Here is a 14,741-nt window from a genome sequence, read left to right on the forward strand (position 1 = left end):
CAATGAAACGCCATAGGCGGTTGCTTGCGTGCCAAGCACATCAGGACGACTGGAAAAAATAACATTATTAACATAAGGAGAAAAAAGTGGATCTTTGGTTCTCAGAAGTCCATACCCCAGATGTCAAACTGTCCCTGCGGACAGCCCAGCAACTCTACTCTGGTAAGAGTGAGTGGCAGGACATTGCGGTTTTGGACACCCCAGCCTTTGGGAAAATCCTGACCCTCAACGGTCATGTGCTTTTCTCAGACGCTGATGACTTTGTTTACAACGAAATGGTGGCCCATGTTCCCATGGCAGTCCACCCAAATCCCAAGAAGGTTTTGGTTCTGGGAGGTGGAGACGGAGGTGTTGCCCAAGTTTTGGCCCTCTATCCCGAATTGGAACGCATTGATATTGTGGAACCTGATGAAATGTTGGTGGAGGTTTGCCGCCAGTATTTCCCTGATTTTGCGGCCGGACTTGATGACCCCCGTGTTCATATCTATTATCAGGATGGTCTGCGCTTCTTGCGTAATTGTGAGAATGATTATGACATCATTATCAATGACGCCACAGACCCCTTTGGTCATACAGAAGGACTCTTCACCAAAGAATTTTATGGCAATAGCTACCGGGCCCTCGAGGACGATGGCATCATGATTTACCAGCACGGCTCTCCCTTCTTTGATGAAGATGAGTCCGCCTGCCGCAGCATGCATAGGAAGGCAACCCAGTCCTTCCCCATTTCCCGTGTGTACCAGGCACATATTCCGACCAGCCCTGCTGGTTACTGGCTTTTTGGCTTTGCTTCCAAAAAGTATCACCCCATTGAAGATTTTAAGAAAGACAAGTGGAAAGAGCGCAAGCTTTTTACCGAATACTACACTGCCAACCTCCACATTGGAGCCTTCATGCTACCTAAGTATGTGGAAGATATTTTAGAAGAAGAGGAAAGAAAACTATGAGTCGTTTGCTAGTTATTGGTTGTGGGGGCGTTGCCCAGGTTGCTATCTCAAAGATTTGTCAGGATAGCGATACTTTTAAAGAGATTATGATTGCCAGCCGGACCAAGGCCAAATGTGATGACCTCAAGGCTAAACTTGAGGGGCAGACTGAGACTAAGATTGAGACAGCAGCCCTTGATGCGGATAAGGTCGAGGAAGTGATTGCCCTTATCGAGAGCTACAAACCTCAGGCGGTTCTAAACGTGGCCCTTCCTTACCAGGATTTGACCATCATGGATGCCTGCTTGGCCACTGGCGTTGACTACATTGATACCGCCAACTATGAGGCTGAGGATACGGAGGACCCAGAATGGCGCGCCATCTACGAGAAACGTTGTCAGGAGCTAGGTTTTACTGCCTACTTTGACTACTCATGGCAGTGGGCTTATAAGGAGCGTTTTGAAAAAGCAGGGCTGACAGCCCTTTTGGGATCAGGATTTGACCCAGGTGTGACCAGCGTTTTCTCTGCCTATGCCCTGAAACACTACTTCGATGAAATCCACTACATCGATATCCTAGACTGCAACGGTGGTGACCACGGTTATCCATTTGCGACTAACTTTAACCCAGAAATCAACCTCCGTGAAGTATCTGCACCGGGTTCTTACTGGGAAGATGGCAAGTGGGTGGAAGTTGAAGCCATGTCTATCAAGCGTGAGTATGACTTTCCGCAAGTTGGTCAAAAAGACATGTACCTCCTCCACCACGAAGAAATTGAATCTCTGGCTAAAAATATTCCAGGTGTTAAACGCATCCGCTTCTTCATGACCTTCGGACAATCTTATTTGACTCACATGAAGTGCTTGGAAAATGTAGGCCTCTTGCGCACAGATGCCATTAACTTTAACGGTCAAGAAATTGTGCCAATCCAATTCCTAAAAGCCCTGCTACCAGATCCAGCCAGCCTTGGCCCACGTACCGTAGGGAAAACCAACATTGGCTGTATCTTTACCGGTGTCAAGGATGGGGTTGAAAAGACCATCTACATCTACAATGTCTGCGACCACCAAGAGTGCTACAAGGAAGTTGGCTCACAAGCTATCTCTTACACCACTGGTATACCAGCCATGATTGGTACCAAATTGGTTATGGACGGCACTTGGAAGCAACCCGGCGTCTTTAACTTGGAAGAATTGGATCCAGACCCATTCATGGAGGCCCTCAACAAGTACGGTCTTCCATGGCAGGTGGTTGAAAATCCTCAAATGGTGGACTAATGAAACTAGAACACGTACCAACACCAGCCTATGTCATCGATCAAGCAAGGCTGGAAAACAACCTCAAAATCCTTGCTCGAGTGCAAGAAGAGGCAGGCTGTAAGGTCCTTCTGGCTCAGAAGGCCTACTCTCTCTATGCCACCTACCCCCTCATCAGCACCTACCTATCTGGTACCACAGCTAGCGGCCTCTACGAGGCTCGCCTTGGTCGTGAAGAGTTTGGCGACGAGGTCCATGTCTTTGCCCCGGCCTTTAAGGATAGCGACATCGACCAGGTCCTAGAAGTCTCTGATCACATCGTCTTTAATTCTGAACGCCAGTTGCGTAAGCATTTGGAAAAATGCAGGGCAGCTGGAATCAGCGTGGGTCTCCGTATCAATCCAGAGCATTCCACGCAAGGTGACCATGCCCTCTATGACCCCTGTGCCCCCGGCTCACGTTTCGGAGTAACCCTGAACAAGGTCAGTCCAGAATTAGTCTCCCTAGTCGATGGCCTCCATTTCCACACCCTCTGTGAACAGGATGCTGATGACCTGGCAGCCACCCTAAAAGTGGTAGAAGACAAGTTCGGGGCCTATCTCCATCAGGTCAAATGGCTCAATATGGGTGGTGGCCACCATGTGACTCGGGAAGGGTATCAACTGGACCTACTCATCTCTGAAATCAAGCGGATTAAAGAAACCTATGACCTAGAGGTCTACATTGAACCAGGTGAGGCTATTGCCCTCAATGCTGGTTATCTGGCGACTGAAGTTCTGGATATTGTGGAGAACGGCATTGAAACCTTGATTTTGGACGCTTCGGCTACCTGCCATATGCCAGATGTGCTAGAAATGCCTTATCGCCCCCCTCTTCGAGACGGTTTTGAAGCCGGAGAGAAGGCTCATACCTATCGTTTGTCATCCAATACCTGTTTGACTGGAGATGTGATTGGAGATTACAGTTTTGAAAATCCCGTAGAAATTGGTGACCGGCTCTACTTTGAGGACATGGCTATCTATTCCTTTGTTAAAAACAATACCTTCAATGGCATTGGCCTCCCTAGCCTCTATTTTATGAAGGAAGATGGAGACTGTCAGCTGATTAAAGCCTTTGGCTATGAGGATTTCAAAGGGAGGTTATCATAATGACACCTAAAGAAATGGGCTATGCCATGCCTGCAGAATACTTCCCCCATTATGGCACCCTCATGATTTGGCCGACCAGGCCAGGTTCCTGGACCTATGATGGCAAGGCTGCCAAAGAGGCCTTTAGCCGGATCATACTTGAAATTGCCAAGAGCGAAGAGGTCTATCTTCTCGTAGCTCCAGACCATATTGAAGAAGCAAAAACCTACTTGGGTGAAGAAGTCATTTATCTTAATATTCCTAGCAACGACGCCTGGGCTCGGGATACTGGGCCGACCATTCTGGTTAATTCCCAGGGAGAAAAATTGGCTATGGACTGGGAATTTAATGCCTGGGGTGGGGATTATGACGGCCTCTATCAGGATTATGAGGATGATAATTTGCTAGCGTCAGCCTTTGCTCAAAAACTTGGGATTCCAGTCTACGATGCCAAACCTTTTGTGTTGGAAGGCGGAGCTATTCACACGGACGGTCAAGGGACCCTTATGGTGACAGAATCCTGTCTTCTTAGCCCAGGTCGCAATCCGGATTTGACCAAGGAGGAGATTGAGCAAAAACTCAAGGACTTTTTGGGAGTGGACAAGGTTATTTGGCTGCCTTACGGGATTTATGAGGATGAGACCAATGAGCATGTGGACAATGTAGCGGCCTTTGTGGGCACGGCCAAGGTGGTTTTGGCCTGGACCGATGATGAGTCCGACCCTCAATATGCCATGTCGGCTGCCAACCTCAAGGTTCTTGAGGCTGAGACAGATGCCAAGGGTCGGCCATTGACCGTTTACAAGGTGCCTATTCCGGACAAGACCCAGGTGGTTGAAGAAGATGATTTGCTGGGCTACCGTTTTGCCCAAGGAGAGGACGAGCGGACTCTAGGTGAGCGCTTAGCGGCCTCCTATGTCAACTTTTACGTGACCAATGATGCTGTCTTGGTGCCACAATTCGACGACCCACAGGATAAGCCTGCGCGTGACCTCTTGCAGGAACTCTTCCCCCATCGCCGTATCGTTGGGATTCCAGCCCGAGACATCCTCCTAGGTGGAGGAAATATCCACTGCATCACCCAACAGATTCCGTTATAGAAAATTCTTTAGAAAGTGAGAATCATGTCCAGAAATGTAACTGTTGCTGCTATTCAGATGCAGTGTTCAGCCCAAGTGGCTGATAATATCAAGACGGTAGAAAGATTGGTTCGTAAGGCTGCTGGTCAAGGAGCTCAAATCATTCTCCTGCCAGAGCTCTTTGAAAGGCCTTATTTCTGCCAAGAACGCCAGTATGACTATTACAGTTATGCCCAGTCTGTAGAAGACAACACTGCCATTAAGCACTTCAAACCTATCGCCAAGGAATTGGAAGTGGTTCTGCCAATCAGCTTTTATGAAAAAGATGGCAATGTCCTTTACAATTCAGTTGCCGTCATCGATGCGGATGGGGAGCTTTTGGGAGTTTATCGCAAGACTCATATCCCTGATGACCACTATTATCAAGAGAAGTTCTACTTTACCCCTGGAAATACCGGATTCAAGGTCTGGGAGACCCGATATGCTAAGATTGGAATTGGCATCTGCTGGGACCAATGGTTCCCAGAAACAGCCCGCTGCCTAGCTCTGAATGGGGCGGAGCTCCTCTTTTACCCAACAGCCATCGGTTCCGAGCCTATCTTAGATACTGATAGCATGGGGCATTGGCAAAGGACCATGCAGGGCCATTCTGCGGCCAATATCATGCCAGTCATTGCGGCCAACCGCTTCGGCTTGGAGGAGGTATCTCCTTCTGAGGAAAATGGTGGCCAGACTTCAAGCCTCAACTTCTATGGTTCATCTTTCATGACTGATGAAACAGGCCTCATTATCGAGGAAGCAGGGCGAGAAGGAGAAGTTATTCTTCAGAGCACTTATGACCTGGATAAGGGAGCGGCAGAGCGCCTCAACTGGGGTCTCTTTAGAGATCGCAGGCCTCATATGTACAGCGCTATCACTAAATAAGTCCTATCAGAAAATTGAGCTTTCTCTAAAAATTGTGTATGATTAAGCTATTATTTACAGTTGAGGTGAGTTATGACAAGATATGAAGAAGCCGTTAGTGGTTTTGAACCAATTACAGTTGCTCAAGCGCGTGAGCGTATTGCTAGTGAAGCTAAATTTATCCTTTTTATGGGCTATCCTACTTGCCCATTTTGTCAACGCTTTGTTCCAAAACTAAGTGTTGTAGCAAAAGAATCAGGCGCAAAAATTGCCTATATTAACAGTCAAGATTGGAGTCAGGCTGAGGATATTCAAGTCTTTCGTAAACGTTATGGGATTGCCACTGTCCCAGCACTTTTCGTGGCTGAAAATGGCGCTGCTAAAGTTGTTTGTGATTCTTCCTTGTCGCTAGATGACATTGAAGACTTTATATCTTAATTATAAATGCAGAGAAGGCTGATTTTATCAGTCTTTTCTTGCTATCTAAGCCTAATTTTGGTATAGTAAGATTTGACTTTTAAAAATTTGGAGGAAGACTAAAATGCCATCAATGCTAATTATGCTGGTTGTTATGGGTGGAATGATCTGGTTCATGCAACGTCAGCAAAAAAAACAAGCTGAAACACGTCAAAATCAATTAAATGCTATTCAAAAAGGTGATGAAATCATCACGATCGGTGGAATGTATGCCATCGTTGACGAAGTGGATGTAGCGGCTAAAAAGATTGTCTTGGACGTTGACGGTGTCTATTTGACATTTGAGTTATCAGCAATTAAAACTGTTGTTACTAAAGCGGACCAAGCTGTAACGACTGTTGCAGAAGAAGTTGTTGAGGTTCAGGAAGATGCATCTGTTGAAGCAGATGATTCTTCAGATTCAGCAATTGAAGAAAACTAGGGCTATCTGAAAATCAAAATCAAGCATCTGTAGCTCTTTTTGGTTTTCATTTTAATATAGAAACATTTAGGTGTGAAATCAGGTGGTTAGCCATCTGATTTTTTCACGTTCAAGCAGAGTTAGACTGTTATAAAATTTATTTTATTTGACATTAAAATGTGGTAAAATAAAGAGAATAGTAACTTTTTAAGGATTTTTATGCTAAATTTATTTAAGAAAAAAGAGCAATCCGTGACTTTGGACAAGATTCCAAATCATATCGGTATTATCATGGATGGTAATGGTCGTTGGGCTAAGAAACGGATGCAGCCACGTGTTATGGGACATAAAGCGGGGATGGATGCTCTTCAAGAAGTAACCATTGCAGCATCAGAGTTAGGTGTTAAAGTGCTGACCGTTTATGCTTTCTCAACAGAAAACTGGACTCGACCGCAAGATGAAGTCAAGTTTATCATGAACCTACCTGTTGAGTTTTTTGATAAATATGTTCCTGAGCTTCATAAAAATAACGTCCGTGTCCAAGTGATTGGAGAGACAAGTCGTCTTCCTAAGGATACATTTGAGGCTATGGAACGTGCGCGTGAGAAAACGAAGCATAATTCTGGTCTCATCCTTAACTTTGCATTGAATTATGGCGGTCGTGCTGAAATTACGAGTGCGGTTAAAGAGATTGCCCAAGATGTTTTAGATGCCAAATTGAATCCTGGTGATATTACAGAGGACCTCATTGCCAATTATCTAATGACTCACAGTCTCCCATATCTGTATCGTGATCCTGATCTGATTATTCGTACTAGTGGGGAACTACGTCTCAGTAATTTTCTCCCTTGGCAATCGGCTTACAGTGAGTTCTACTTTACACCTACATTGTGGCCTGATTTCAAAAAAGACGGCTTAATTGAGGCTATTACGGAGTACAACCGCCGTCACCGTCGATTTGGTGGGGTCTAGAAAAGAGGAAACTTATGCAACAACGTGTGATTTGGGGTGCGATAGCCCTCGCTGTTTTCCTTCCCTTTTTGATTTTGGGAGGATTATCGTTTCAATTTTTTGTAGGGCTGCTAGCTATGATTGGTGTTGCTGAAATGCTACGCATGAAAGGCTTAGAATTCTTTTCATTTGAAGGTGTTCTAGCTATGCTAGGGGCATTTGTGCTCACTGTTCCGCTTGACAATTACTTAACTTTCCTTCCTATCGATTCTAGTTTTGCAGCTTTTGGTTTGGTAGTATTCTTACTCTTGGCTGGAACTGTTATCAATAGCAGTGCTTATTCATTTGATGATGCTAGCTTTCCAATTGCAGCTAGTCTCTATGTGGGAATTGGTTTCCATAACTTGGTGACTGCACGCATGGATGGCTTGAATAAGGTTATCTTGGCCCTCTTTATTGTCTGGGCGACTGATATTGGTGCCTACATGATTGGTAAGCAATTTGGTAAACATAAATTATTGCCAAGTGTTTCACCTAATAAGACTATTGAGGGAAGTTTAGGAGGAATCCTATCAGCTATGGTCGTAGGGGCTATCTTTATGGCTTTCGATAAAACTGTTTATGCTCCTCATAATTTCCTTGTAATGTTAGTCTTGGTAGCGCTGTTTAGTGTTTTTGGTCAATTTGGTGATCTAGTTGAAAGTGCCATTAAGCGTCATTTTGGTGTCAAAGATTCTGGAAAATTGATACCAGGTCATGGTGGCGTTTTAGATCGCTTCGACAGCATGATTTTTGTTTTCCCAATTATGCATCTATTTGGCCTGTTTTAAGCTAACAGCCTACGAAAGTATTGCAAGGTGAATTTTTCTGCAATGCTTTGATTGGAGTGTATTAGGCAAGCTCGGAAAAATGTGACAATAATTGCTTGTTTAAATACTGGAAAGGAAATTCATGCTAGGTATTTTAACCTTTATCATTATATTTGGAATTTTAGTGCTGGTCCATGAATTTGGACACTTCTATTTTGCTAAAAAATCAGGTATCTTAGTGCGAGAATTCGCAATTGGTATGGGACCTAAAATTTTCTCTCATACTGATAAAGAAGGTACAGTTTATACAGTACGTATTCTCCCTTTGGGTGGCTATGTTCGTATGGCAGGATGGGGAGATGACACCACTGAAATTAAGACCGGTACGCCTGCTAGTTTGTCTTTGAATGCAGAAGGACAAGTTACTCGGATAAACTTGTCTAAAAAACAGCTGGATATGACTAGTCTTCCGATGAATGTTCTGACATATGACTTAGAAGATACACTTGAAATTACAGGTCTTGTTATTGATGAGACAAAGACCTTTCCTGTGAGTCATGATGCTACAATAGTAGAAGAAGATGGTACAGAGATTCGTATAGCTCCACTAGATGTTCAATATCAAAATGCAACTATTTGGGGCCGTCTGATTACCAACTTTGCTGGTCCAATGAATAATTTCATTCTCGGGACCTTTGTATTTATCCTTCTAGTCTTCTTACAAGGCGGTGTTCAAGATGAGACAACCAACGCTGTTCAGGTTACGAATGATGGAGCTATGGCGGCAGCTGGTGTGGTATCAGGTGATCGTGTTCTGGAGATTGAAGGTTATAAAGTCTCAAACTGGGCTGACTTGACTGAAGCTGTTGATAAAGCGACAGCAGATATTTCACAAGGGGATGAACTAGAAGTTGTTGTTGAAACATCAGATGGGACCAGTAAAACCTTGAGTGTGAAGCCTATTGAGCAAGAAGGTAGATTCTATGTTGGTGTCATGCCGGGGCTTAAAACTGGTTTTTTGGATAAAGTAACTGGTGGTTTTGTTTATGCATGGCGTTCTGCAACTGCAATTATCACTGCCTTGAAGAATCTCATTGCCCAATTTAGTTTAGATAAATTAGGTGGCCCAGTGGCTATGTATCAAATGTCAAATCAAGCAGCACAGAATGGTATTGAAGATGTTTTGATGTTGATGGCTATGTTATCTATGAACTTGGGTATCTTTAACCTCATTCCTATTCCTGCTCTGGACGGTGGTAAGATTTTGATTAATTTCATCGAACTTATCCGTCGCAAACCACTTAAACAAGAGACAGAAACTTACATCACTTTATTTGGTGTTGTTATCATGGTGGTCTTGATGATAGCTGTGACTTGGAATGATATTATGAGAGTTTTCTTCTAAATCTTTGATAAACACTAAAAGTAAGAATAATTTTTAAAAATAGTTAATTGAAATGAAAGGAATACAGGGTTATAAAGGATTAACCTTGTAATGTAATAATAATGAAGCAAAGTAAAATGCTTATTCCAACGCTTCGCGAGATGCCAAGCGATGCTCAAGTAATTAGTCACGCCCTTATGATGCGTGCTGGTTATGTCCGTCAAGTTTCAGCAGGTATTTATGCTTACCTACCATTGGCAAACCGTGTTATTGAAAAATTCAAAACGATTATGCGTGAAGAATTTGACAAAATCGGTGCAGTTGAAATGCTGGCACCAGCACTTTTAACTGCAGATCTTTGGCGTGAATCAGGTCGTTACGAAACTTATGGCGAAGACCTTTATAAACTTAAGAACCGTGATCAATCAGATTTCATCCTTGGTCCAACTCATGAAGAAACTTTCACGATGTTGGTGCGTGATGCTGTTAAGTCTTACAAACAATTGCCACTTAACCTTTACCAAATCCAATCTAAATATCGTGATGAAAAGCGCCCACGTAACGGACTCTTGCGTACACGTGAATTTATCATGAAAGATGGTTACAGCTTCCATAAAGATTATCAAGATCTTGATGTAACTTATGAAGATTATCGTAAAGCATACGAAGCTATCTTTACTCGTGCTGGTCTTGATTTCAAAGGTATCATCGGTGATGGCGGAGCTATGGGTGGTAAAGATTCTCAAGAATTTATGGCTATCACACCAGATCGTACAGACCTTGATCGTTGGCTTGTCCTTGATAAATCAATTGCTTCAGTTGAAGAGATTCCAACAGAAGTACTTGATCAAATTAAAGCTGAGCTTAATGCATGGCTAGTTTCAGGTGAAGATACAGTTGCTTATTCAACAGAATCAAGCTACGCTGCCAACCTAGAAATGGCTACAAATGAGTACAAACCTTCAACTAAGGTTGTCGCTCAAGAAGAAGTAGTCAAAGTTGAAACACCAAACAGTAAGACTATCGATGAAGTTGCTGAATTTTTAAATGTTTCTGAAGAACAAACTATTAAAACCCTCCTCTTCATCGCTGATGAAAAACCAGTTGTTGCCCTCCTCGTTGGTAATGATCAAGTTAATGATGTTAAACTTAAAAACTTCTTGGGAGCAGACTTCCTGGATCCAGCAAGTGAAGAAGATGCTGTGAAAGTCTTCGGTGCTAACTTCGGTTCACTTGGACCAGTTGGACTTTCTGAGGATATTCGCATTGTTGCGGACCGTAAAGTTCAAGATATTGCCAATGCAGTTGTTGGTGCTAATGAAGACGGCTTCCACTTGACTGGTGTTAACCCAGGACGTGACTTCCAAGCAGAATATGTTGATATTCGTGAAGTTAAAGAGGGAGAAATCTCTCCAGATGGTCAAGGAGTTCTTAAATTTGCTCGCGGTATTGAAATTGGTCATATCTTCAAATTGGGCACGCGCTATTCAGATAGCATGGGAGCAACTATTCTTGATGAAAATGGCAGAGCTGTTCCTATGGTAATGGGATGCTATGGTATCGGAGTAAGTCGTATCTTGTCAGCTGTTATCGAGCAACACGCCCGCCTCTTTGTTAACAAAACACCAAAAGGTGACTTCAAATTTGCATGGGGTATTAACTTCCCTAAAGAATTAGCGCCATTTGATGTACATTTGATTACTGTTAACACTAAAGATGATGAAGCACAAGCATTGACAGCTCAAATCGAAGCTGACTTGATGTCTAAAGGGTATGAAGTGTTGACAGACGATCGCAACGAGCGTGTCGGTTCTAAATTTTCTGATAGCGATCTTATCGGACTTCCAATTCGTGTTACCGTTGGTAAAAAAGCAAACGAAGGTATTGTCGAAGTTAAAATTAAAGCAACTGGCGACAGTATTGAAGTTAACGCAGAAAACCTTCTAGAAACATTAGAAATCTTAACAAAAAACTAAACATGATTGAGTGAAGGCTGTCCAAATGATTAAAAATAATATTTGACAAATTGATAAACTTAGTTTATAGTTTTGTTTGGGCACCTCATTCGAGGTCAGATTAAAAAGCTTCCTGGAAACAGGGAGCTATTTTTGTTTTTTCTCCCAGATTTAAATTGAAGAATGTGGCTTTTATCCGAGCCACGAATCATGGAGGTCAATATGACAAAATACATTTTTGTAACAGGCGGAGTAGTATCATCTATCGGTAAAGGTATTGTGGCAGCGAGCCTGGGGAGATTGCTAAAAAATCGAGGTCTTAAAGTAACAATTCAAAAATTTGATCCTTATATTAACATTGATCCGGGGACTATGAGCCCTTATCAGCATGGTGAAGTCTATGTGACAGACGATGGTGCAGAGACTGACCTTGACTTGGGACATTACGAGCGTTTTATTGATATCAATCTTAATCAGTATTCAAATGTAACGACAGGGAAAATCTACAGTGAAGTTCTCCGAAAAGAACGTAAAGGAGAATATTTAGGAGCAACGGTACAAGTTATTCCTCATATTACAGATGCATTGAAAGACAAAATCAAGCGAGCAGCATCAACAACAGACTCTGATGTTATTATTACTGAAGTTGGGGGAACAGTTGGTGATATCGAAAGTTTGCCGTTCTTGGAGGCGCTCCGTCAAATGAAAGCTGATGTTGGTGCCGAAAATGTCATGTATATCCACACTACGCTTCTTCCATATTTGAAAGCAGCAGGCGAAATGAAAACGAAACCTACGCAACATTCAGTTAAAGAATTACGAGGTTTAGGAATTCAACCTAATATGTTGGTTATTCGTACCGAGCAACCCGTAGATCAAGGGATTAAAAATAAATTGGCACAATTCTGTGATGTAGCTCCAGAGGCTGTCATTGAATCAATGGATGTTGAGCATATTTATCAAGTACCGCTTAATATGCAGGCACAAGGGATGGACCAAATTGTTTGTGATCACTTGAAATTGGATGCGCCGGCAGCAAATATGACAGAATGGTCAGCAATGGTTGATAAAGTACTTAACCTCAAAAAGACAACAAAAATAGCCTTAGTAGGTAAATATGTCGAATTGCCTGATGCTTACTTGTCAGTGGTAGAGGCACTTAAACATTCAGGTTACGTTAATAACTCAGCCATTGACCTTAAATGGGTTAATGCTAATGATGTGACTGAGGAAAATGCAGCAGAGCTTCTAAGCGATGCAGATGGAATTATTGTCCCAGGTGGCTTTGGACAACGTGGTACAGAAGGAAAGATTCAAGCAATTCGCTACGCACGTGAAAATGATGTTCCTATGCTAGGGATTTGTCTAGGAATGCAATTAACCTGTGTCGAATTTGCCCGCAATGTGCTTAACATGGAAGGTGCAAATTCAGCAGAACTTAATCCTGAAACCAACTACCCAATTATTGATATCATGCGTGATCAAATTGATATTGAGGATATGGGAGGAACACTCCGACTTGGACTTTATCCATGTAAATTGAAACCAGGTTCTAAGGTGGCGGCTGCCTATAATAACCAAGAAGTTGTACAACGTCGTCATCGCCATCGTTATGAATTCAATACAAAATTCCGTCAACAATTTGAAGAAGCTGGTTTTGTATTCTCAGGTGTTTCACCCGATAATCGCTTGATGGAAGTTGTCGAGTTACCAGATAAGAAATTCTTTGTAGCTGCACAATATCATCCAGAGCTTCATAGCCGTCCAAATCGTCCAGAAGAACTCTACACGGCATTTATTACTGCAGCAGTCGAAAATCATAAATAATTAAGAAAGAAATAGTTTAGGCTATTTCTTTTTTTAATAAATTGCTGTAAAATACAGGGTATGAAAAAGATTCGATTATCAAAGTTAATACCTTTTCTTATTTTGATTGCCTTTTTAATATCTCTTGGCGCAAGTTTTTACTTCTTCCGTGTTGCTCAAATCCGAGAAGACAAATCCTTTATCAACAGCTCATCAAGAAAGAAAGACAACCCGCTCTATGTTTATGAGCAATATTTTGACAGTCTAGAAAAAACAACTCTTCAAATGACTAACCAAGGCCTAAATCAAGTTGCTTGGTATGTGCCGGCTGATAAAGAAACAGACAAGACTGTTATTGTTGTTCATGGTTTTGTCAGTAGCAAGGAAGATATGAAACCTTATGCATGGCTTTTCCATGATTTGGGGTATAATGTCCTGATGCCAGATAATATGGCTCATGGAGACAGTCAAGGTCGTATCATTGGATACGGTTGGAATGACCGTTTGAATCTTGTAAAATGGGCAGAGCTATTAGTAGATAAAAATCCTTCAAGCCAAATCACACTTTTTGGTCTTTCAATGGGAGCAGCAACTGTTATGATGGCAAGTGGGGAGAAAGAACTACCTAAACAAGTTGTCAATATAATAGAAGATTGTGGCTATAACAGCGTCTGGGAAGAACTGAAGTACCAGGCTAAAGATATGTATGATCTACCAGCTTTCCCAATTCTTTATGAAGTATCTGCGCTATCAAAAATTAGAGCAGGTTTCTCATATGGTCAAGCAAGTAGCGTAGAGCAATTAAAGAAAAATAATCTTCCTGTTCTCTTCATTCATGGTGATGCAGATAAGTTTGTTCCAACAGACATGGTTTATGATAATTATAAAGCTACACAAGGATACAAAGAGCTTTATATTGTTAAAGGTGCAAAACATGCCAAATCCTTTGAAACAGACCCTGAAACCTACCGAGAAACAATTTCAAATTTTTTGAAAAAAAGTGAAAAATAGTGTTGACATCGTTCCTACCACCTGATATAATAATTTATGTTGTTAAGGAACAGCGGGGATGGCGGAATTGGCAGACGCGCAGGACTAAGGATCCTGTGGCCGCTTTAGGCCGTGTGGGTTCAAGTCCCACTCTCCGCATCGTAACCGAGCCTAGCCAAGGGCTCGGTTTTTTAATGCCTGATAGTAATTCAGATAATATGATTTTCAGGCAGGTTTAGCATTTTAGAGGAAGAAGCAAAGTTTATTTGATTTTCTTGATAGATTTATCTTGCTTATTCCTGTTTAATGTGTTAAAATTTTATGGTATGTGGTGTTATACACCCTTAATCTAAGCAGGAGGACGCAGATAATCATGGCTAAAGTTTGTTATTTTACAGGTCGTAAAACTGTATCAGGAAACAACCGCTCACACGCAATGAACCAAACAAAACGTACAGTTAAACCAAATCTTCAAAAAGTAACTGTTCTTATCGATGGAAAACCTAAAAAAGTTTGGGCATCAGCTCGTGCGCTTAAATCTGGTAAAGTAGAACGCGTATAAAAACCAAAAGCCTCTCAACAGGCTTTTTTGTTTGTTTTGAAAAAATATGAAAACGTTAAAATAACGGGTTCGCGCTTTCAAATGCCTATATTTTTTTACAAGACGGCTAAGATATG

The 14,741-nt window shown here is 42.2% G+C and carries 14 protein-coding genes and 1 tRNA gene; all 15 read left to right on the forward strand.

All coding sequences use genetic code 11. The features are described 5' to 3' along the window. Positions 1-86 precede the first annotated feature (86 nt). The 15 genes from speE to rpmB all read left to right on the forward strand — a co-directional run bounded on the left by speE (position 87) and on the right by rpmB (position 14,625). Positions 87-947, forward strand: coding sequence for a polyamine aminopropyltransferase (gene speE / locus F601_RS0104965; protein WP_018164565.1), 861 nt, complete (start codon positions 87-89; stop codon positions 945-947). Next, positions 944-2,203, forward strand: a complete 1,260-nt coding sequence (locus F601_RS0104970) for a saccharopine dehydrogenase family protein (protein ID WP_018164566.1) — start codon at positions 944-946, stop codon at positions 2,201-2,203. Before speE ends, F601_RS0104970 begins: the two co-directional genes overlap by 4 nt. After that, positions 2,203-3,330: a carboxynorspermidine decarboxylase gene (nspC, locus tag F601_RS0104975; RefSeq protein WP_018164567.1), complete on the forward strand. Its 1,128-nt coding sequence runs from the start codon at positions 2,203-2,205 to the stop codon at positions 3,328-3,330. Before F601_RS0104970 ends, nspC begins: the two co-directional genes overlap by 1 nt. Further along, on the forward strand, positions 3,330-4,409 hold the full coding sequence (aguA, locus tag F601_RS0104980; protein ID WP_018164568.1) for an agmatine deiminase: 1,080 nt from the start codon (positions 3,330-3,332) through the stop codon (positions 4,407-4,409). The genes nspC and aguA overlap by 1 nt, the downstream gene beginning before the upstream one ends. A gap of 24 nt (positions 4,410-4,433) precedes the next feature. Further along, positions 4,434-5,312, forward strand: coding sequence for an N-carbamoylputrescine amidase (aguB, locus tag F601_RS0104985; protein WP_018164569.1), 879 nt, complete (start codon positions 4,434-4,436; stop codon positions 5,310-5,312). Positions 5,313-5,384: 72 nt separating this feature from the next. Next, on the forward strand, positions 5,385-5,729 hold the full coding sequence (locus F601_RS0104990) for a thioredoxin family protein (RefSeq protein WP_018164570.1): 345 nt from the start codon (positions 5,385-5,387) through the stop codon (positions 5,727-5,729). 103 nt (positions 5,730-5,832) lie between these two features. Continuing rightward, positions 5,833-6,189: a preprotein translocase subunit YajC gene (gene yajC / locus F601_RS0104995; protein ID WP_018164571.1), complete on the forward strand. Its 357-nt coding sequence runs from the start codon at positions 5,833-5,835 to the stop codon at positions 6,187-6,189. 198 nt (positions 6,190-6,387) lie between these two features. Beyond that, complete coding sequence (gene uppS, locus F601_RS0105000) at positions 6,388-7,140, forward strand: undecaprenyl pyrophosphate synthase (protein ID WP_018164572.1); 753 nt, start codon at positions 6,388-6,390, stop codon at positions 7,138-7,140. A gap of 14 nt (positions 7,141-7,154) precedes the next feature. Then, a complete protein-coding gene (locus tag F601_RS0105005) occupies positions 7,155-7,949 on the forward strand; it encodes a phosphatidate cytidylyltransferase (protein WP_018164573.1) in 795 nt (264 codons plus the stop codon). A 121-nt stretch (positions 7,950-8,070) separates the two neighbouring features. Beyond that, positions 8,071-9,333, forward strand: a complete 1,263-nt coding sequence (gene rseP, locus F601_RS0105010) for an RIP metalloprotease RseP (protein WP_018164574.1) — start codon at positions 8,071-8,073, stop codon at positions 9,331-9,333. 101 nt (positions 9,334-9,434) lie between these two features. Continuing rightward, positions 9,435-11,288, forward strand: a complete 1,854-nt coding sequence (locus F601_RS0105015) for a proline--tRNA ligase (RefSeq protein ID WP_074485576.1) — start codon at positions 9,435-9,437, stop codon at positions 11,286-11,288. Positions 11,289-11,489: 201 nt separating this feature from the next. Further along, complete coding sequence (gene pyrG / locus F601_RS0105020) at positions 11,490-13,094, forward strand: CTP synthase (RefSeq protein WP_018164576.1); 1,605 nt, start codon at positions 11,490-11,492, stop codon at positions 13,092-13,094. Positions 13,095-13,154: 60 nt separating this feature from the next. Next, positions 13,155-14,084, forward strand: a complete 930-nt coding sequence (locus tag F601_RS0105025) for an alpha/beta hydrolase (RefSeq protein WP_018164577.1) — start codon at positions 13,155-13,157, stop codon at positions 14,082-14,084. 52 nt (positions 14,085-14,136) lie between these two features. Then, positions 14,137-14,222 (forward strand) — tRNA-Leu (locus F601_RS0105030). Between the two features lie 214 nt (positions 14,223-14,436). Beyond that, positions 14,437-14,625 (forward strand): 50S ribosomal protein L28, encoded by a 189-nt coding sequence (rpmB, locus tag F601_RS0105035; RefSeq protein WP_018164578.1) that lies wholly within the window; start codon positions 14,437-14,439, stop codon positions 14,623-14,625. Positions 14,626-14,741 lie beyond the last annotated feature (116 nt).

The sequence above is a fragment of the Streptococcus henryi DSM 19005 genome (assembly GCF_000376985.1).
GTDB lineage: Bacteria > Bacillota > Bacilli > Lactobacillales > Streptococcaceae > Streptococcus > Streptococcus henryi.

Bases quoted from the DNA above. Each gene is read 5' to 3' on its own strand.
- F601_RS0104970 (WP_018164566.1), top strand. From the start codon at position 944: ATGAGTCGTTTGCTAGTTATTGGTTGTGGGGGCGTTGCCCAGGTTGCT.
- nspC (WP_018164567.1), top strand. From the start codon at position 2,203: ATGAAACTAGAACACGTACCAACACCAGCCTATGTCATCGATCAAGCA.
- aguA (WP_018164568.1), top strand. From the start codon at position 3,330: ATGACACCTAAAGAAATGGGCTATGCCATGCCTGCAGAATACTTCCCC.
- aguB (WP_018164569.1), top strand. From the start codon at position 4,434: ATGTCCAGAAATGTAACTGTTGCTGCTATTCAGATGCAGTGTTCAGCC.
- F601_RS0104990 (WP_018164570.1), top strand. From the start codon at position 5,385: ATGACAAGATATGAAGAAGCCGTTAGTGGTTTTGAACCAATTACAGTT.
- yajC (WP_018164571.1), top strand. From the start codon at position 5,833: ATGCCATCAATGCTAATTATGCTGGTTGTTATGGGTGGAATGATCTGG.
- uppS (WP_018164572.1), top strand. From the start codon at position 6,388: ATGCTAAATTTATTTAAGAAAAAAGAGCAATCCGTGACTTTGGACAAG.
- F601_RS0105005 (WP_018164573.1), top strand. From the start codon at position 7,155: ATGCAACAACGTGTGATTTGGGGTGCGATAGCCCTCGCTGTTTTCCTT.
- rseP (WP_018164574.1), top strand. From the start codon at position 8,071: ATGCTAGGTATTTTAACCTTTATCATTATATTTGGAATTTTAGTGCTG.
- F601_RS0105015 (WP_074485576.1), top strand. From the start codon at position 9,435: ATGAAGCAAAGTAAAATGCTTATTCCAACGCTTCGCGAGATGCCAAGC.
- pyrG (WP_018164576.1), top strand. From the start codon at position 11,490: ATGACAAAATACATTTTTGTAACAGGCGGAGTAGTATCATCTATCGGT.
- F601_RS0105025 (WP_018164577.1), top strand. From the start codon at position 13,155: ATGAAAAAGATTCGATTATCAAAGTTAATACCTTTTCTTATTTTGATT.
- rpmB (WP_018164578.1), top strand. From the start codon at position 14,437: ATGGCTAAAGTTTGTTATTTTACAGGTCGTAAAACTGTATCAGGAAAC.